This is a genomic window from Gordonia sp. PvP123, assembly GCF_040547295.1.
Classification (GTDB): Bacteria; Actinomycetota; Actinomycetes; order Mycobacteriales; family Mycobacteriaceae; genus Gordonia; species Gordonia terrae.
In genome coordinates this window covers 460784-477146 of sequence record NZ_JBEPPN010000001.1, presented here as the reverse complement: position 1 = coordinate 477146, position 16363 = coordinate 460784, and the positions used below count along the sequence as shown (strand labels likewise).

Below are 16363 nucleotides of genomic sequence, written 5' to 3'. Positions count from 1 at the left end.
GATGGGGCCATGTTCGATTCCCTCTCCGACCGGTTGACCGGTGCCCTGAAGGACCTGCGTGGCAAGGGGCGGCTCTCCGACGCCGACATCGACCGCACCTGTCGCGAGATCCGGCTCGCCCTGCTCGAGGCGGATGTCTCGCTCGCCGTGGTCCGGTCCTTCATCGCCCGGATCAAGGAGCGAGCGAAGGGCGCAGAGGTCTCCGCGGCGCTGAACCCGGCGCAGACGGTCGTCAAGATCGTCAACGAGGAACTCATCGGCATCCTCGGCGGCGAGACCCGCCGCGTGCGGTTCGCCAAGAACCCGCCGACCGTCATCATGCTGGCCGGCCTGCAGGGCGCGGGTAAGACGACCCTCGCCGGAAAGCTGGGCAACTGGCTCAAGCAGCAGGGTCACACGCCCCTGCTCGTCGCCTGTGACCTGCAGCGTCCGGGGGCCGTGTCGCAGCTCCAGATCGTCGGCGAACGCGCCGGCGTCCCGGTGTTCGCGCCCCATCCGGGCACGAGCGTCGGCGGCGACGGCGTCCTCGGTGTGACCTCGGGCGATCCGGTCTCGGTCGCGCAGGCAGGCGTGGACGAGGCGCGGGCCAAGCACTACGACGTCGTGGTCATCGACACCGCCGGTCGCCTGGGTATCGACGCGGAGCTGATGAAGCAGGCGTCCGACATCCGGGATGCGACCTCGCCCGACGAGGTGCTCTTCGTCGTCGACGCCATGATCGGTCAGGACGCGGTGACCACCGCCGAGGCCTTCGCCGACGGTGTGGGGTTCACCGGCGTCGTGCTGACCAAGCTCGACGGTGACGCACGCGGTGGTGCGGCGCTGTCCGTGCGCGAGGTGACCGGCCAGCCGATCATGTTCGCGTCCTCGGGCGAGAAGCTCGAGGACTTCGACGTCTTCCACCCCGACCGCATGGCCAGCCGCATCCTCGGCATGGGCGACGTGCTGTCCCTCATCGAGCAGGCCGAACAGCACTGGGATGCCGAACAGGCCGAGGCCGCGGCCGCCAAGATCACGCAGGGCGAGCTCACCCTCGAGGACTTCCTCGACCAGATGCTGATGATCCGCAAGATGGGACCCATCGGCAACATCCTGGGCATGTTGCCCGGCGCGGGCCAGATGAAGGACGTGCTGTCGCAGGTCGACGACAAGCAGCTCGACCGGGTGCAGGCGATCATCCGCGGCATGACGCCCGCCGAGCGTGACAATCCGAAGATCATCAACGCCTCCCGCCGCATCCGGATCGCGAACGGCTCGGGGGTGACGGTCAGCGAGGTCAACCAGCTCGTCGATCGGTTCTTCGAGGCCCGCAAGATGATGGCGCAGATGTCGGGACGCATGGGCATGGGCGGGATGAACCGCAAGTCCAACCGCAAGAAGGGCAAGGGCAAGAAGGGCGGCGGAAAGAAGAGCACCGGCCGCGGCCCCACGCCGCCGAAGGTCCGCGGCGGCTTCCCGGGCATGCCCGGGGGGATGCCGGCCGGGTTCCCGGACCTGTCGAACATGCCGGCCGGCCTCGACCAGCTGCCGCCGGGACTCGAAGGTCTCGACGTGTCGCAGTTCCAGCAGCCCAAGAAGAAGAAATAGTCACGTGGGCGCGAGCAGGGACGGGATGGGAGCGCCGAAGCACTACCGCGGCACCGACCCGCTGACCGCGGAGCCGGTCGAGTTCTGGGTCAGCGGTGACACCATCAGTGCGACACCGGTTCCCGACGCCGAGACGGCCGTCGACGGCGGCTGGATCCTGCCGGGCCTCGTCGATGCCCACAATCATGTGGGCATCGCCCCCGGTCTCGGGGTCGACATCGAGCAGGCCCGCGGCTTCGCCTATGCCGATGCGCGCGCCGGCACCCTGCTGATCCGCGAGGTCGGGTCGCCGCTGGACACGCACCCGCTGGACGACGATCCCGCATGCCCGCGCTTCATCCGATCGGGCAAGCACATCGCGCGACCCAAGCGATATCTGCGCGACTACGGCGTCGACCTCGACGATCCGAACGAACTGGCCGCCGAGGTGGCCCGGCAGGCGCAGGCCGGCGACGGCTGGGTGAAGATCGTCGGGGACTGGATCGATCGCGAGGTCGGCGATCTGGCCCCGCTGTGGACGCGAGCGCAGATCGAGTCGGCGGTCGCGGTCGCGCACGAGCACGGTGCGCGGATCACTGCCCACGTCTTCGGAACCGACGCCCTGGTCGACCTGATCGGCGCGGGTGTGGACTGCATCGAGCACGGCACCGGACTGACCGGTGATCTCGTCGACCAGCTCGTCGAACGCTCGATTGCCTTGGTGCCCACCATGATCCAGGTCGAGAACTTCCCCGGGATCGCCGACGGCGCCGAGCGCTTCCCGACCTACGCCGCGCACATGCGGGCTCTGCACGCGGGTGCGCCGAGCGTGTTCGACGCCGCATACGAGGCCGGAGTGCAGATCTTCGCCGGAACGGACGCGGGCGGATTCGTCGAGCACGGTCGCATCGTGGACGAGATCGAGGCGCTGTCGGGCATCGGGCTCGGTCCCGCGGCCGCGATCGCGGCGGCGTCGACGGCGGCCCGGGGCTGGCTCGGTGCCGACGTCCTCGAAGACGGGCATCGTGCCGACTTCGTGGTCTACGCAGACAACCCATGTGACGATCTGGGCACGCTGCGGCACCCGGTAGCAGTGGTGTCGTCGGGTCGCCACATCGTGTGAGCAACGCCACACGATGGCATCTGGTTGCTCTTCTTACCGCCGCGTAACGTAGCAACGGCGTTGCAACGGTTCGGCCCACGATGCCGACCAGTCCACGCCGGAATCCCTTCAGCCTGGGTCCGGCGACGCGGAACCGTCGGAGCCGGGGGTCGAGGGAGGCTCCGGCGGTGTCGTGATCTCGGACACCGATGAGCCGACACCGATGAGTGACGGAATGGCGACGTGCGGCATGTGGTCGCCTTCGCGGGGTGGGTGACCACATGCCGGTACATCGGCCGCCTTCGTCGGCATGGACGCCGGTCCTGGTCGCCGGATTCGGTGTCCGCCGTCTGGTCTGGCACAATGGCTCGCTGGTTCGTCGGATCCGGTCACGGCCGCCCGACGGTCACACCGATACAGACGCAAAACCGGGTCCGCCATTCCGGGCGGTCTGCTGAATTGCGCAGTGACCATACGAAAGCGAAGTAGACATGGCTGTCAAGATCAAGCTCACGCGGCTCGGCAAGATCCGCAACCCGCAGTACCGCATCGTCGTCGCCGATGCCCGCACCCGCCGCAACGGCCGGGTCATCGAGACCATCGGCAAGTACCACCCGAAGGAAGAGCCCTCGCTGATCGAGGTCGACTCCGAGCGCGCACAGTACTGGCTGGGAGTCGGCGCGCAGCCGACCGAGCCCGTCGCCGCGATCCTCAAGGTGACCGGTGACTGGCAGAAGTTCAAGGGCCTGCCGGGCGCCGAGGGCACCCTGAAGACCGCCGAGGCCAAGCCGTCGAAGCTCGACCTGTTCAACGCTGCGCTCGCCGCCGCCGACAACGAGCCCGTCGCCGCCGCGACCACCCCGAAGAAGAAGGCCGCCAAGAAGGACGACGAGGCAGCCGAGGCGCCCGCCGCCGAGGGTGACGCGTGAGCGCAGTCGTCGCCGACGCGGTCGAACATCTCGTCCGCGGAATCGTCTCCAATCCCGATGACGTCCGGGTCGACCTCGTCACCGGCCGCCGCGGCCGGCTCGTCGAGGTCCACGTGAACCCCGACGATCTCGGCAAGGTGATCGGACGCAACGGTCGTACCGCGACCGCACTGCGGACCCTGGTCTCCGGAATCGGCGGACGCGGGATGCGCGTCGACATCGTCGACACCGACCGCTGACCGAGAACCCGAACACCGAACGCATCGTGGATCTCGTCGTCGGCCGTGTGGTCAAGTCGCATGGAATCCGTGGCGAACTCGTCGTGGACGTCCGCACGGACGAGCCCGAGATGCGTTTCGCACCGAACTCGGTGCTGCGTGGCCGTCTGCCGCGCGGCGCCGGGGAGCGGGACTTCACCGTCACAGCCGCCCGGGAACATTCCGGGCGGCTGTTGGTGTCCCTGGCCGGTGTCGCCGACCGGAATTCGGCCGACGCCCTGCGCGGCACGCTGTTCCTCATCGACTCCTCGCAGGTGGAGCCGTCCGACGACCCGGATGAGTTCTACGACCACGAACTCGAGGGCGTCCCCGTACAACTCGTCGACGGTTCCGCGGTCGGCGTCGTCGAATCGGTCCTGCACCTGCCCGGCGGTGAGCTGCTGTCGGTGCGGACCACCGACGACCGCGAGGTGCTCGTCCCGTTCGTGCGGGAGATCGTGCCGGGCGTCAGCCGCGAACTCATCGTGATCGACCCACCCGACGGACTGCTGAATCCGGACTCGCTCGACGAGGCGCCCTGATGCGTCTCGACGTCGTGTCGATCTTTCCCGAGTACCTCGATCCGCTCCGAGTCGCCCTGCTGGGCAAGGCGATCGACGCCGGACGGATCAGCGTCGCGGTCCATGATCTACGAAACTGGGCCCACGACGTCCACCGCAGCGTGGACGACTCGCCCTACGGCGGCGGACCCGGGATGGTCATGAAACCCGAGGTGTGGGGACCGTGCCTCGACGAGGTGTGCCCCGCCGACGCCCTGCTGATCGTGCCGACGCCCGCCGGTGTGCCGTTCACCCAGGAGATCGCGCGTCGCTGGAGCGCCGAGAAGCACCTGGTGTTCGCCTGCGGCCGGTATGAGGGCATCGACCAGCGCGTCTTCGACGACGCCGCCCGACGCGTGCGCGTCGAAGAGGTCTCCCTGGGCGATTTCGTCCTCATCGGGGGAGAGGTCGCGGTCATGGCCATGATCGAGGCGACCGTGCGTCTCCTCGACGGAGTGCTCGGCAATCCCCGGTCGCATCAAGAGGATTCCTTCTCCGACGGACTCCTCGAAGGTCCGAGCTACACGAGGCCGGTGAGCTGGCGCGGCCTCGACGTCCCGCCCGTGTTGCTCAGCGGCGACCACGCGAAGGTGGCCCGCTGGCGTGCCGAGCAGGCCCTCGAGCGCACGCGTGTGCGGCGCCCCGACCTGCTTCCGGACGCTGTGGACACCGCCACGGACCATCCGGGCGATTCCGGCTAGGATCTGCCGGAGAGTCGACTCGCAGGGGGTTCGGGGGACGATGCAGGGGTATTCGGCCATGGTCGACGAGCTCGACCGTCAGCGCACCGAACTCGAGCGCATCCGGAAGGTTCTGTCGCAGCTGACCTCTCGGGCCACCAGTCACGACCGGCTCGTCGCGGCGACGGTCGACGCACGCGGGCTCGCGGTGGACATCGCCATCGAACCCGCCGCGCTGCGGCGCTACCGCGCGGATGAGTTGTCGACCCTGCTCACCACGCTGATCGCCGAGGCGGACACCGCCCTGCGCGTCCGTGTCGCCGAAGTGCTCTCCGGCGCACCGGATCTGGCGATCGACTACGCCGACATCCGCCTCGAGAGCGTGATGGCCGATGACGAATCCTGATCCGGTCGCCGGAGGACAGAACCACGCCGACCGGGTGAGCGCCGATCCCGCCGCGGCCGTCGCCCTCGCGCTGCGTCTTGCGCAGGCCGCCGAGGGGCTGGCGGCGGTGCGCGGCGAACTGTCCACGCTGCTCCTCGACATCGACGCGGCGGTGGGCGCCGATGGCGCAGCCGGTGCGTTCCGGACGGGGTTCGCGCCGGCGGCCACGGAGGTCGCCGCGTCCCTGCGGGACGCCGAGGAGCGACTCGGAGAACACCGTCGGGCCCTCGAGACCGGCGTCGACGCACTGGTCGGCGCCGACGCCGACGCGTCCGCGCATCTCGGCCGGAGCGCGGCGCGATGAGGCCGGGCGAGGCCGAGCGGATCGCGGAGGGGCTGGCACCAGGGGTGTGGCCGAGAGCCGACGCCGTCGCCCTGCACGACTCGGCGCAGCGGGCCCGCGCGCTGGCCGCGACGCTGGACGGCCTTGCCGAGACGGTGACGTCGGCGATCGGGTCGTACACGGCCGGCGACGTGACCGCAGGCCGGTTCCATGAGGCCGTCGTGGGCGGGGTCGGGCGCACTGCCGGCGCCGACCTGCCCGGAGCGGCGGAACGACTCCGTGCGCTGGGGACGTCGTTGGACGCCTATGCCCGGACGGTGACCGACACCCGACAGCGGATGACGGTGATCGCATTGATCGCCGACCGCGACGCGCGGCGGGCCGAGGTGAACGCCGCCGTCGGAGACGACACGTGGCGGGTGGAGGCCGCGGGTGCGGGCCGGATGGCACTCACCGCCGCCGGTGACGACCACACCGAACGGTCGGAGGACGCGGGTCAGAGTGCCGGCGCGCCTGCGGCGACGAGCGGCATGATGCCGATGATGCCGCTCGGGGCGATGGGCGCGGCAGGAGCGGTGGCAGCCGGCGTCGTGGGTCTGGCCGGTGGGCGGGCTCATGCCGCCCACAGCGGGGTCGGCGCGAGCGATCTCACCTGGCTGCGGACCCGCGCCGAGCGACTGCAGACAACGGTTCCGTCGTCGATCGCCGGGTGGTTCCGGACGGCGGTCGGGTTGGGGACCGGTGACCGCGGTACCCGGGTGGTCGTCGTGGGGACGAACGATCCGCAGCCCTACCAGCGGGCCGGCGTCGAGCTCGCCGACGACGAGGCGATCACGGCCAACGGGCGGGCGCCGGAGCTCGCGATCCTCGACCACATGGTGCACGCCGGTGTCACGCCCAGGGCGATCGCCGCGGCGACCCCGATGGACGCCGCCACCATCTCCGCCCTACAGGCCGAGGACGTCGTGGTCATCGGGCCGCGCGCATAGCCACTCCGCGATTTCGTCGGCTCGGGGTGTCTCTGGCACAATAGTCGGGTTGCCTGTCGACGATGCCCCGGCCACGGGGCCGTCCATGACCGCGATGTCAGTGACACCGTCGACAGTGACGCCAACGACTCGGAGCACGAACCGGTCGAGCCCCCGGGCCGCCAGGTTCCTCTGCTCAACGTTTCCCGCCAGACAAGGACCACGACACATGAACACGCTCGACTTCCTCGACAAGCAGTCCCTCCGCGACGACGTGCCGGACTTCGGCCCCGGCGACACCCTCGACGTCCACGTCAAGGTCATCGAGGGCAGCAAGGAGCGCGTGCAGGTGTTCAAGGGTGTCGTCATCCGCCGCCAGGGCGGCGGCGTGCGTGAGACCTTCACCGTCCGCAAGGTGTCCTTCGGCGTCGGCGTCGAGCGCACCTTCCCCGTGCACAGCCCGAACATCGCCAAGATCGACGTCCTCACCCGCGGTGACGTCCGTCGCGCCAAGCTGTACTACCTGCGCGATCTGCGCGGCAAGGCAGCCAAGATCAAGGAAAAGCGCTGACGCGTCTAACCTGACGAGGTGGCCGACACACAGCGACCCCACGATGCACCCGACGGTGACCGCGACGAGGACGCCAAGCGTCCGTGGCGGTTGAAGACCGACCGGGACGACCCCACCGACGACCGCGGAAAGCGTAAGTCCGGATCGGGCTCGCTCCTACGCGAAGTCGTGATCATCGTGGGGTGCGTCCTGCTCCTCACCTGGGTTCTGCAGACCTTCATCGGTCGGCAGTACGTGATCCCGTCGGAGTCGATGGAGTCGACGCTCATCGGCTGCGACGGGTGCACCAACGACCGCATCGTCATCGACAAGCTGACGTACCGGTTCGGCGATCCGCAGCCCGGTGACGTCGTCGTGTTCAAGGGTCCGTCGGAGTCGTGGAACGGCGCCTGGGTGTCACCCCGGTCGACGAACCCGGTGATGCACAAGGCGCAGGATGCCCTCTCGTGGTTCGGGTTCGCGCCACCGGACGAGAACAATCTCGTCAAGCGCGTCATCGCCACCGGTGGTCAGACCGTCGAATGTCGCAACGACGAGGGTGTCGGCGTCAAGGTCGACGGGCGACCGCTGCGTGAGCCCTACATCGACATGAAGCTCCAGGAGGAGACGGTCACCTCGTTCGGCCCCGGCGTCGCCGGGCCGGGCAACCAGGTGCCGCCGTGTCTGGGCCCGGACTTCGGTCCGATCAAGGTCCCCGAGGGCAACGTGTGGGTGATGGGCGACAACCGGCTGAACTCCCAGGACTCCCGGTATCACGTGGACGACCAGTATCAGGGCACGGTCCCGGTCAGTGACATCCGCGGCAAGGTGCGCTTCATCATCTACCCCTTCTCGCGGATCGGTGGTGTCGGTTCGTTCAATCCGCAGCAGTGATGGGTGCACTGTGACGACTCGATGGCCTCCGCGCTCTCCCGTCCGCCGCGCCGCGGGGCTGCGGACGTTCGAATTCGCGCTGCATCGCCAGGGCCTCGGACCTGTTGCCGGCGTCGACGAGGCCGGTCGCGGTGCCTGCGCCGGGCCGCTCGTGGTCGCGGCGTGTGTGCTCAAACCCACGCAGCTCGTCTCGCTGGCGGAACTCGACGATTCCAAGCGTCTCTCCGAGCGCACGCGCGAGGGTTTGTACCGCTCGGTGACGCGCTACGCCCAGAGCTGGAGCGCGGTGGTCATCGAGGCCGCGGAGATCGATCGCATCGGGATCCACGTCGCCAACATCGAGGGCATGCGACGTGCGGTGGCGGCGCTCGACGTGAAACCCGGATACGTGTTGTCCGACGGCTTCGCGGTGCCGGGACTGACCGCGCCGTCACTGCCGGTGATCGGGGGAGACGGGGCGGCCGCGTGCATCGCCGCCGCCAGCATCATCGCCAAGGTCACCCGAGACCGCATCATGGTCGCGATGGACGACGACCTGCCCGGCTACGACTTCGCCATCCACAAGGGCTACAGCACGGCGCTGCACATGTCGCGCATCGACGCGGCAGGCCCCTCACCCCAACACCGCATGTCGTACCGTAATGTCGCGGCACGTGTGGTCACCAGCGCAAACGACAACAGGGATAGGCTGACAGGATGAGTGCTGAGGATCTCGAGAAGTACGAAACCGAGATGGAACTCTCTCTGTACCGCGAGTACAAGGACATCGTCGGGCAGTTCACGTATGTGGTGGAGACAGAGCGGCGCTTCTACCTCGCCAACGCGGTCGAGATGATCCCGCGCAACACCGACGGCGAGGTCTACTTCGAACTCCGCATGAGCGATGCGTGGGTGTGGGACATGTACCGGCCCGCGCGTTTCGTCAAACAGGTTCGCGTGATCACGTTCAAGGACGTCAACATCGAAGAGCTGGAGAAGTCGGAACTCCGCCTGCCCGACGAGCCCTGATCGAGATCGAAACCTGTTGACAACGCCCTGATCCTCCACAGATCAGGGCGTTGCTCGCTGTCGAGGGGTCGGCGAAAGCGGTTCTGCGCGAGGCTGATCGGCATGGGTTCTGAACCGCGCGGACATCCCCGCCCCGATCGACGTGGCCACATCGGCCGACTCGGCGAGGACGTGGCCGCGGACTACGCGACGTCGTTGGGTTGGGTTGTCCTGGATCGCAATTGGCGTACCAGATATGGCGAGCTCGATCTCGTTGCGTGCGATGGGTCGATCCTGGTGATCGTCGAGGTCAAGACGCGAGCGAGCCGCACCTACGATGATCCGGTCATGGCGGTGACGCCGACCAAGCTCACCCGGATGCGTCGACTCGCCCGGTTGTGGCTGGCCGCGCAGGACCGCCGGTGGTCGCAGATCCGGTTCGACGTCGTCAGCGTGCGGCTCGATCAGGCCACGCCCGATGATCTGGCTCGCGCGCGGGTGCGGCATCACCGGGGCGTGTACGTGTGAGGTGCGTCAGAGTTTGCTCAGGTCCGTGCGGATCAGCATCACGTTGTAGTCGCTCCACCGCGACGCATTGAAGTACAGGTCCTTCGAGTCACTCTGCAAGGCAGGGGAGTTCGGCAGCATCATCGGCCCGTACAGCACCAGTGCGCCGCGGGGCACGATGGTTTTCGGAGCGCTCCACGGTCCTTCGGGATGGTCGGAGGTGCGCAGCGTGATGTCGTTGTCACCGTCGAGCATGATGTATTTCTCGAGGTATGGGCTCCAGGCGACCGAGAGTTCGGTGACCGGCTGCCGGACGACCACCGCGGAGCCGTCGTCGGGGATGGCGGCGATGTCGCCGACCCAGCCCCGGCTCTTCCCCGCCCAGTACTCGTAGGCGTCGAGTTTCAGGATGTCGTCCGGCTTGAACCGCGCGAGGAACGCGGCGCCGAAGCGGCCGTTCGGCGTGCCGTACTGGTAGACGTAGTCCGCTTCGGGCGTCCCGGGCCGACCGCGGACGTAGGCGTTCTGCTGGAACTTGCCGTTGTTGAACTCCACCGGACGGAACTCGCCGGGGAGTCGGAGCGAGACCGGCGCGTTGACGAGGATCGTGTCCTGGTCGGTGACCCAGGTCTGGCCGTTGTCGTCGGAATGGGCGATCGCCGAGAAGTTGGTGACCCAGTTGCCCGGCGATCCCCACGATCGCACCGACATGTAGTTGATGTACTGGCGGAAGCCGTCGCCGTGTGGGAGGGAGATGGCCGCGGTCGGGATGGTCGTGACCTCGACGTTGGAGATGCCGACCGACGGGATGAGTTCCTGCGCGTAGTTCGGTTGTCCGGGCGCGATGACCGAACCGGAGGTCACGTCGCCGGCCCGGCCGTCGGGCACCGACAGTCCGTTGGCGAGGTTGTCGTCGTCGGTGCGCAGTAGCACGTTGTGACGCCACTGCTGTCTCGGGGCATTGCAGTTGCCGAACGTGTCCCCGAACGCCATCAGGGTCTGGCCGCGCCCGTTGTCCCAGGCGACGCCGAGGTCGGTGCCGCCGATGCCGAACCGGCTGAACGTCCGGTTGGCGCTGAGCGGGCCCGTCACCCAGCCGACGGTGCGGGACTTGGCGCCGACGTAGGGCACGAGCGGGGCCTGCGGACCCGGATTCGGGATGTTCGAGCTGCCGGAGGAGCCTGCGGAACCGCTCGATCCGCTCGAACCGCTGGATCCGAAGCCGAGAAAGCTCGATCCGGTGCTCGCGTTGCCACAGGGTGCAGCGTGCGCGACGCCGGCGCCGGTCGTCAGGGCGATTGCGGTACCGCTGAACGCGATGACCCCGGCGAGCGCCAGCCGGACACTCGTGGTGAGACGGCTCGACACGCGCGTCCTCCAGTTACTCTTGTGGCAGAAGTGATTGACGTGACTATTGTTACTGGAGTTACCGTCGGATCGCGCAATTCGAGGGGTCACGATCTGGTGTCAGCGCACGAAGAACCGCTCCTGCGAACCCGTCCGTGACTGCCAACCGACACGCTCGAGTTCCGGCGTCTCCGAGTCGTGGGCGGGGTGGCCGATGCACAGATAGGCGACCAACTTCCATGAAGACGGTACGTCGAGTGCCGTGGTCACCCGGTCGGGTTCGATGATCGACACCCACCCGACCCCGACGCCCCGCGCCCGCGCCGCGAGCCAGAGTGTGGAGATCGCGCTGACGACCGAATACTCCAGCGTCTCGGGCACTGTTTGTCGGCCGAGTCCCCGGCCCTGCTCGACAGCGGGTTCGCAGAACACGGCGAGGTGGACGGGAGCGTCGTCGAGACCGGCGAGCTTGAGTGACGAATAGAGCTGTGCGCGTTCGCCCGTGTAGCCGCCGAGCGCATCGGCATTGCAGCGAGTGAAGCTCTCGCGCACCGATTGTCGGGCTTCGGCGGACCGCACCTCGACCCAGCGCCACGGTTGACTGTTGCCCACGGACGGTGCCAGTTCGGCCGCCTCGAGGATTTCGGGAAGCACGTGGGGTTCGAGTGGTTCGCGGCGGAAGCGACGGACGTCGCGCCGCCATCGAAGTAGTCGGTCGAGATCGCCGACGAACTCATCGTCGAAAGTTCCGTCGCTCATCGGTTGTCGAGCCTAGTCATGCGTGTCGACCGACGGAGCGGGTCCCTGGTGTATGTCCCGCCGTCGAGTTCACGCGAGGCGAGCCTCGATGCGCGTCGATGGTGGACAACCACGGGGTCATCCACAGATCGGCTGTCGGAGCGGTTCGGCGCCGCCCGCCACGCGCGTCACCGCCGAGACTGTGCTCATGCTGGGGCAAACACAGGCGGTGGGGCTCAATGCCTTTGCCGCAAGCGTCGTCGACGTGCAGGCGAGTGTCAGTTCGGGGTTGCCGGGATTCGCGGTGACCGGCAACCCGGATCCGTCGGTGCGAGAGGCACGGGACCGGGTGCGGGCCGCGATCAAGAACTCCGGGTTCAGTTTTCCCGAGTTGAAGGTGACGGTGGCTCTGTCGCCGGCCGACATACCGAAGATCGGTTCGGGGTTCGATCTGTCGATGGCCGTCGCGATCCTGGCTGCCACTCAACAGGTGTCGGCGGAGAGGCTGTCATCGACGATCTTCTTGGGCGAACTCGGTCTGGACGGCAACGTGCGGCCGATCCGCGGAGTCCTGCCGGCGGTGATCGCGGCGCGGCAGGCGGGCTACTGCCGGGCGGTCGTGCCGATCGAGACGGTCGCCGAGGCGGCGCTGGTCGTGGGGATGGACGTCGGTGGTGCGACGAGTCTCAAGGAGGTGACGCAGTGGCTGGCCGGTGACCACGTGCTCGACACCGTGCACGAGGCGACGACGACGAAGCCGCCGCCGATCCCGGACATGGCCGACGTCGTGGGGCAACAGGAGGCCCGGCATGCGCTCGAGATCGCCGCGGCCGGAGCGCATCACGTGTTGATGACGGGGTCGCCGGGGATCGGCAAGACGATGTTGGCGCGGCGGTTGCCGGGTATTCTGCCGCCGCTGGGCCTCGAGGATTCCCTGGAGGTGACGGCGATCCATTCGCTGGTGGGGGAGTTGTCGCCGGGGCGTCCGCTGATCACCGAGCCACCGTTCATCGCCCCGCATCACAGTTCGACGACCACAGCCCTGCTCGGAGGGGGTACGGGTTTCGCGCGTCCGGGTGCGGTGTCCAAGGCACACCGAGGGGTGTTGTTCCTCGACGAGTGCGCCGAGATGAGTGTCAAATCCCTGGAATCGCTTCGAGAACCCCTCGAGGACGGTGAGGTCCGGGTGCCGCGACGAGACGGCGTGGCGGTCTACCCCTCCAGGTTCCAGCTGATCCTGGCGGCGAACCCGTGTCCGTGTGCGCCCGCCCACGACGTGGATTGTGTGTGCTCGGCCGTCGTTCGACGACGCTATCTGGGCAAGTTGTCGGGGCCACTGCTGGACCGCGTCGACATCCGCGTACGCATGGATCCGCCGGGAAACACGGCCCTGATGAGCGGTGCGGGGGAGTCCAGCGCCGATGTCCGGGCCCGCGTGACCACTGCGCGCGCCACCGCGATCGACCGGTGGGCGGAGTTCGGGTGGCGCACCAATGCCGAGGTCCCCGGGTCCGCGCTGCGACAGCGGTTCCGACTGCCGCCGGACGTGTTGCGGCCCATCGAATTGTTCCTGCGCGACGGCCGCGTGACGGCTCGCGGCGCCGATCGCGCGCTGCGCCTGGCGTGGACCCTCTGTGATCTGCGCGGTACGGGTCGTCCCGTGGAAGACGATGTCGCGCAGGCGCTTCTGTACCGAGACCGAGGAGCGACCTGGTGACCGCCCATCCGTCGGAGTCCCGTTCTCCCGAATCGATCGCGTGGGCTTATCTGGCCCGGGTGGCCGAACCGCCGTGTGCCGCGATCATCGCGCTCGTCGACGACATCGGTGCGGTCGAGGCCGCGTCGGCAATCCGTCGACGCACCGTGCCCGGGGGTCACGAGGCGGTGCTCGGCGCGACCGCGGCCCGGTGTGATTCCGACTGTGCGACAGACGACCTCGACACCGCCGACCGGATCGGCGCACGGTTGGTGACCCGCGCCGACCCGGAATGGCCTGCCTGGTCGATGCTGGCACTGGGACAGGCCGACACTGCGGCGCGTGGGGGCGAACCGCTCGCCCTGTGGGTGCGCGGTCCCGCCCGCCTCGACGATCTCGCCGCCGCGTCGGTGGCGCTGATCGGGTCCCGCGCCGCGTCGGCCTATGGCGAACACGTCACGCAGACACTCGCGTCGGGACTGTCGGGCGAAGGTTTCGCGGTGCTGTCCGGGGGTGCGTTCGGCATCGATGGCGCCGCCCACCGTGCGGTGGTCGCGGCGGGTGGAGTGACCGCGGCGGTGATGGCGTGCGGCATCGACCGGGACTATCCGGCGTCGCACGCGGCTCTGCTGACCGCGATCGCGCGCACGGGTGCGGTGATCAGCGAGTACCCGCCGGGGACGACGGCCGCCAAACATCGGTTCCTCACCCGGAACCGTCTCGTGGCGGCGATGAGCGGTGCGACCGTGGTGGTCGAGGCCGGACGACGGTCCGGCGCGGCGAACACCGCCGCGTGGGCGCGCAAGCTCGGCCGGCCGCTGGGCGCGGTGCCCGGCCCGGTCACCTCGGCGACCTCGGTCGGCTGCCACCGCATGATCGCCGACGACCTCGCGGTGCTGGTCTCCGACGTCGCCTCGATCGTCAACCTGGTGCGCCCCGACGGAGGGGGCGACGTCGGCCGCGGTCGCACGAAGCCGACGGACGGACTCGACGCCGAGCAACTGCGTGTCCACGACGCCATTCCCGGCCGCGGCGCCGTGGGGATCGACGAGATCGCCTTCGCCGCGGGTCTCGACATCGGGGCGGTCCGGTCGGCGTTGGCGCACCTCGACATCAGGGGGTATGTGCAGAACGTCGATGGACGATGGCGCCTGGCGTGAGCTCAGCGGCGGGTGAGGACGTCGATGATGACGCGCAGATCGTCGGCGGTCGCCTCGTTCAGCCGGCCGTGCGCGTGGACATAGCCGATGCCCGCGTACAGCAACGTCGTGGCCCGAGCGTGTGTCTCGGCCTCCGAGAAGCCGAGCTCGCGCATCGCCGAGATCGCGATCGAGAAGATCCGGCAGTCGAGCTGGTCGACCGAGTCGGCGATCGATGCGTCGGTGTCGGCCCACCGGCGCAGAGCCGACTCCATCGCCCAGCGGCGCGGGTCGGACAGGAGGCGTGCCATCCCTTCCACCCGTTCGACCGGTGGTAGGGCCTCGAGCGCCTCGATCCGATCGGCTGCCGCCGACTGAGCCCGCCGACAGTGTTCCGCGAGCGCGGCCTTCAATGCGCCGATGTCGGTGAAATGCCAGTAGAAGCTGCCCTTTGTCACACCGAGACGCGCGCTCAGACGCGAGATCTTCAGTGCGTCGATGCCGTCGTCGACCAGGATCTGGGTCGCGGCCTCCAGCCAGTCGTCCACGCTCAACCGCGAACCGCGGCGCGGGGTGGAATGATCCACGGGCTGATCCGGCATGGAGTCACCTCTGGTCGGGTCTCACGACGTCTGATTTTAGTAATGGCAAAGTCTCAGATGCACATCGCTCGATCGAAGAGAAACCTTACAACCGCGGATGGGTGGTTCGCTCGACTAAAGCTAAGGGTCACCTAATCTGGAAGGCGTAGGGTTGACGCCTGAAAGGGAGGTTCGATGGCGAAACGCGTGAACACGATGACGGTGCTGCGGAGCGAGCGGATCAGTCCGCACTTCGTGCGCCTGTTCCTGGGTGGAGAAGGATTCGACGACTTCCAGCCGGCGCTGGGGAAGTCAGGGGAGCCCGACACCGACATGTACGTGAAGTTCGTCTTCGCGCCGCCGGGTGTCACCTACCCGGAGCCGTTCGATCTCCAGGAGATCCGTTCCGCCGAGCCGGCGGAACGTCAACCGGTGCTGCGCACCTACACCGTCCGCCGCGTGGATGCGGCGGCCCGCGAGCTCGTCGTCGACTTCGTCGTCCACGGCAGCGAGGGCATCGCCGGCCCCTGGGCGGCGTCGGTCCAGCCGGGGGAGACGATCCGCTTCATCGGCCCGGGCAGCGGTTACCGCCCGCGGACAGACGCTCCCTGGCACCTGCTGGCCTGTGATGAGGCCGGACTCCCTGCGGTGGCGGCCGCACTGGAGGCGTTGCCCGCCGACGCCGTCGCCAAGGTCTTCATCGAGGTGGCCGGTCCCGAAGACGAGCTCGAACTCCGGGCGCCGGTCGGGGCGGAGATCTCCTGGGTGCATCGCGGCGGGCCCGCGGGCGAGGTGGACGACTCACTCGCCGGCGACAACGCCCCGCTGATCGAGGCGGTCCGCGCGGCGGAATGGCTCGACGGCGAGCCGCACGTGTTCATCCACGGTGAGGCGCAGGCGGTCATGCACAACCTGCGGGCCTATGTCCGCAAGGAGCGCGGTGTGGGGGCGGCGAACGCGTCGATCTCCGGCTACTGGCGGCGCGGACGGACCGAGGAGGGCTTCCGGCAGTGGAAGGCCGACCTGCGTGCCGAGGAAGAGGGTGTCGGCGCCCAGGGCTGACGCGGACCGACCATCGTGGCACCGATTCGGCCACGACGCCGCGTGTGCTGTTGCGCCCGGCTGTCCGACACG

At 68.6% G+C, this 16363-nt stretch carries 20 protein-coding genes; 17 read left to right on the top strand and 3 right to left on the bottom strand.

Translation table 11 applies throughout. From position 1 onward, the window contains the following. Positions 1-9: 9 nt before the first annotated feature. From ffh to ABIC25_RS02135, 14 genes are all read left to right on the top strand, one after another. Complete coding sequence (gene ffh, locus ABIC25_RS02200; protein WP_239402747.1) at positions 10-1587, top strand: signal recognition particle protein; 1578 nt, start codon at positions 10-12, stop codon at positions 1585-1587. Between the two features lie 25 nt (positions 1588-1612). Further along, positions 1613-2689 carry an amidohydrolase family protein gene (locus tag ABIC25_RS02195; RefSeq protein WP_051987022.1) on the top strand — a complete coding sequence of 359 codons (1077 nt, stop codon included), beginning with the start codon at positions 1613-1615 and terminating at the stop codon, positions 2687-2689. 470 nt (positions 2690-3159) lie between these two features. Further along, a complete protein-coding gene (rpsP, locus tag ABIC25_RS02190) occupies positions 3160-3597 on the top strand; it encodes a 30S ribosomal protein S16 (RefSeq protein WP_004572302.1) in 438 nt (145 codons plus the stop codon). After that, a complete protein-coding gene (locus ABIC25_RS02185) occupies positions 3594-3836 on the top strand; it encodes an RNA-binding protein (RefSeq protein WP_004572301.1) in 243 nt (80 codons plus the stop codon). Before rpsP ends, ABIC25_RS02185 begins: the two co-directional genes overlap by 4 nt. Before the next feature lie 26 nt (positions 3837-3862). Further along, positions 3863-4396 (top strand): ribosome maturation factor RimM, encoded by a 534-nt coding sequence (gene rimM, locus ABIC25_RS02180; RefSeq protein ID WP_004572300.1) that lies wholly within the window; start codon positions 3863-3865, stop codon positions 4394-4396. Continuing rightward, the gene (gene trmD / locus ABIC25_RS02175; protein ID WP_354559724.1) at positions 4396-5115 is read left to right on the top strand and encodes a tRNA (guanosine(37)-N1)-methyltransferase TrmD; all 720 of its coding nucleotides are present in this window, start codon (positions 4396-4398) and stop codon (positions 5113-5115) included. Before rimM ends, trmD begins: the two co-directional genes overlap by 1 nt. Before the next feature lie 40 nt (positions 5116-5155). Further along, positions 5156-5500: a YbaB/EbfC family nucleoid-associated protein gene (locus ABIC25_RS02170; RefSeq protein WP_354559722.1), complete on the top strand. Its 345-nt coding sequence runs from the start codon at positions 5156-5158 to the stop codon at positions 5498-5500. Further along, a complete protein-coding gene (locus ABIC25_RS02165; RefSeq protein ID WP_354559720.1) occupies positions 5487-5843 on the top strand; it encodes a hypothetical protein in 357 nt (118 codons plus the stop codon). Before ABIC25_RS02170 ends, ABIC25_RS02165 begins: the two co-directional genes overlap by 14 nt. Next, entirely contained in the window at positions 5840-6811 is a 972-nt protein-coding gene (locus ABIC25_RS02160) for a hypothetical protein (RefSeq protein WP_354559719.1), read from the top strand. The genes ABIC25_RS02165 and ABIC25_RS02160 overlap by 4 nt, the downstream gene beginning before the upstream one ends. A 208-nt stretch (positions 6812-7019) precedes the next feature. After that, positions 7020-7361: a 50S ribosomal protein L19 gene (gene rplS, locus ABIC25_RS02155; protein WP_004572295.1), complete on the top strand. Its 342-nt coding sequence runs from the start codon at positions 7020-7022 to the stop codon at positions 7359-7361. A gap of 18 nt (positions 7362-7379) precedes the next feature. Further along, entirely contained in the window at positions 7380-8234 is an 855-nt protein-coding gene (gene lepB / locus ABIC25_RS02150; protein ID WP_004572294.1) for a signal peptidase I, read from the top strand. Between the two features lie 10 nt (positions 8235-8244). Next, entirely contained in the window at positions 8245-8934 is a 690-nt protein-coding gene (locus tag ABIC25_RS02145) for a ribonuclease HII (protein WP_004572293.1), read from the top strand. Continuing rightward, a complete protein-coding gene (locus ABIC25_RS02140) occupies positions 8931-9242 on the top strand; it encodes a DUF2469 domain-containing protein (RefSeq protein ID WP_004572292.1) in 312 nt (103 codons plus the stop codon). Before ABIC25_RS02145 ends, ABIC25_RS02140 begins: the two co-directional genes overlap by 4 nt. Before the next feature lie 102 nt (positions 9243-9344). After that, on the top strand, positions 9345-9749 hold the full coding sequence (locus ABIC25_RS02135; RefSeq protein ID WP_248645267.1) for a YraN family protein: 405 nt from the start codon (positions 9345-9347) through the stop codon (positions 9747-9749). A 6-nt stretch (positions 9750-9755) separates the two neighbouring features. Here ABIC25_RS02135 and ABIC25_RS02130 read toward each other — a convergent pair whose 3' ends face one another. Then, positions 9756-11096, bottom strand: coding sequence for a glycoside hydrolase family 183 protein (locus tag ABIC25_RS02130; protein WP_248645268.1), 1341 nt, complete (start codon positions 11094-11096; stop codon positions 9756-9758). A 99-nt stretch (positions 11097-11195) separates the two neighbouring features. After that, entirely contained in the window at positions 11196-11834 is a 639-nt protein-coding gene (gene bluB / locus ABIC25_RS02125) for a 5,6-dimethylbenzimidazole synthase (protein ID WP_239402754.1), read from the bottom strand. A 187-nt stretch (positions 11835-12021) separates the two neighbouring features. Between bluB and ABIC25_RS02120 the strand changes: the two genes are divergently transcribed. Both ABIC25_RS02120 and dprA read left to right on the top strand, forming a co-directional pair. Beyond that, positions 12022-13530 (top strand): YifB family Mg chelatase-like AAA ATPase, encoded by a 1509-nt coding sequence (locus ABIC25_RS02120; RefSeq protein ID WP_004572288.1) that lies wholly within the window; start codon positions 12022-12024, stop codon positions 13528-13530. After that, complete coding sequence (dprA, locus tag ABIC25_RS02115) at positions 13527-14669, top strand: DNA-processing protein DprA (RefSeq protein ID WP_248645269.1); 1143 nt, start codon at positions 13527-13529, stop codon at positions 14667-14669. The genes ABIC25_RS02120 and dprA overlap by 4 nt, the downstream gene beginning before the upstream one ends. Before the next feature lie 2 nt (positions 14670-14671). Here dprA and ABIC25_RS02110 read toward each other — a convergent pair whose 3' ends face one another. Next, the gene (locus ABIC25_RS02110) at positions 14672-15250 is read right to left on the bottom strand and encodes a TetR/AcrR family transcriptional regulator (RefSeq protein WP_064571069.1); all 579 of its coding nucleotides are present in this window, start codon (positions 15248-15250) and stop codon (positions 14672-14674) included. 174 nt (positions 15251-15424) lie between these two features. Between ABIC25_RS02110 and ABIC25_RS02105 the strand changes: the two genes are divergently transcribed. Then, the gene (locus tag ABIC25_RS02105) at positions 15425-16291 is read left to right on the top strand and encodes a siderophore-interacting protein (protein WP_239402758.1); all 867 of its coding nucleotides are present in this window, start codon (positions 15425-15427) and stop codon (positions 16289-16291) included. Positions 16292-16363: the final 72 nt, after the last annotated feature.

Coding starts and splice junctions, on each gene's coding strand:
- ffh (WP_239402747.1), top strand. CDS start 10: ATGTTCGATTCCCTCTCCGACCGGTTGACCGGTGCCCTGAAGGACCTG.
- ABIC25_RS02195 (WP_051987022.1), top strand. CDS start 1,613: ATGGGAGCGCCGAAGCACTACCGCGGCACCGACCCGCTGACCGCGGAG.
- rpsP (WP_004572302.1), top strand. CDS start 3,160: ATGGCTGTCAAGATCAAGCTCACGCGGCTCGGCAAGATCCGCAACCCG.
- trmD (WP_354559724.1), top strand. CDS start 4,396: ATGCGTCTCGACGTCGTGTCGATCTTTCCCGAGTACCTCGATCCGCTC.
- ABIC25_RS02170 (WP_354559722.1), top strand. CDS start 5,156: ATGCAGGGGTATTCGGCCATGGTCGACGAGCTCGACCGTCAGCGCACC.
- ABIC25_RS02165 (WP_354559720.1), top strand. CDS start 5,487: ATGACGAATCCTGATCCGGTCGCCGGAGGACAGAACCACGCCGACCGG.
- ABIC25_RS02160 (WP_354559719.1), top strand. CDS start 5,840: ATGAGGCCGGGCGAGGCCGAGCGGATCGCGGAGGGGCTGGCACCAGGG.
- rplS (WP_004572295.1), top strand. CDS start 7,020: ATGAACACGCTCGACTTCCTCGACAAGCAGTCCCTCCGCGACGACGTG.
- ABIC25_RS02140 (WP_004572292.1), top strand. CDS start 8,931: ATGAGTGCTGAGGATCTCGAGAAGTACGAAACCGAGATGGAACTCTCT.
- ABIC25_RS02135 (WP_248645267.1), top strand. CDS start 9,345: ATGGGTTCTGAACCGCGCGGACATCCCCGCCCCGATCGACGTGGCCAC.
- bluB (WP_239402754.1), bottom strand. CDS start 11,834: ATGAGCGACGGAACTTTCGACGATGAGTTCGTCGGCGATCTCGACCGA.
- ABIC25_RS02120 (WP_004572288.1), top strand. CDS start 12,022: ATGCTGGGGCAAACACAGGCGGTGGGGCTCAATGCCTTTGCCGCAAGC.
- ABIC25_RS02110 (WP_064571069.1), bottom strand. CDS start 15,250: ATGCCGGATCAGCCCGTGGATCATTCCACCCCGCGCCGCGGTTCGCGG.
- ABIC25_RS02105 (WP_239402758.1), top strand. CDS start 15,425: ATGGCGAAACGCGTGAACACGATGACGGTGCTGCGGAGCGAGCGGATC.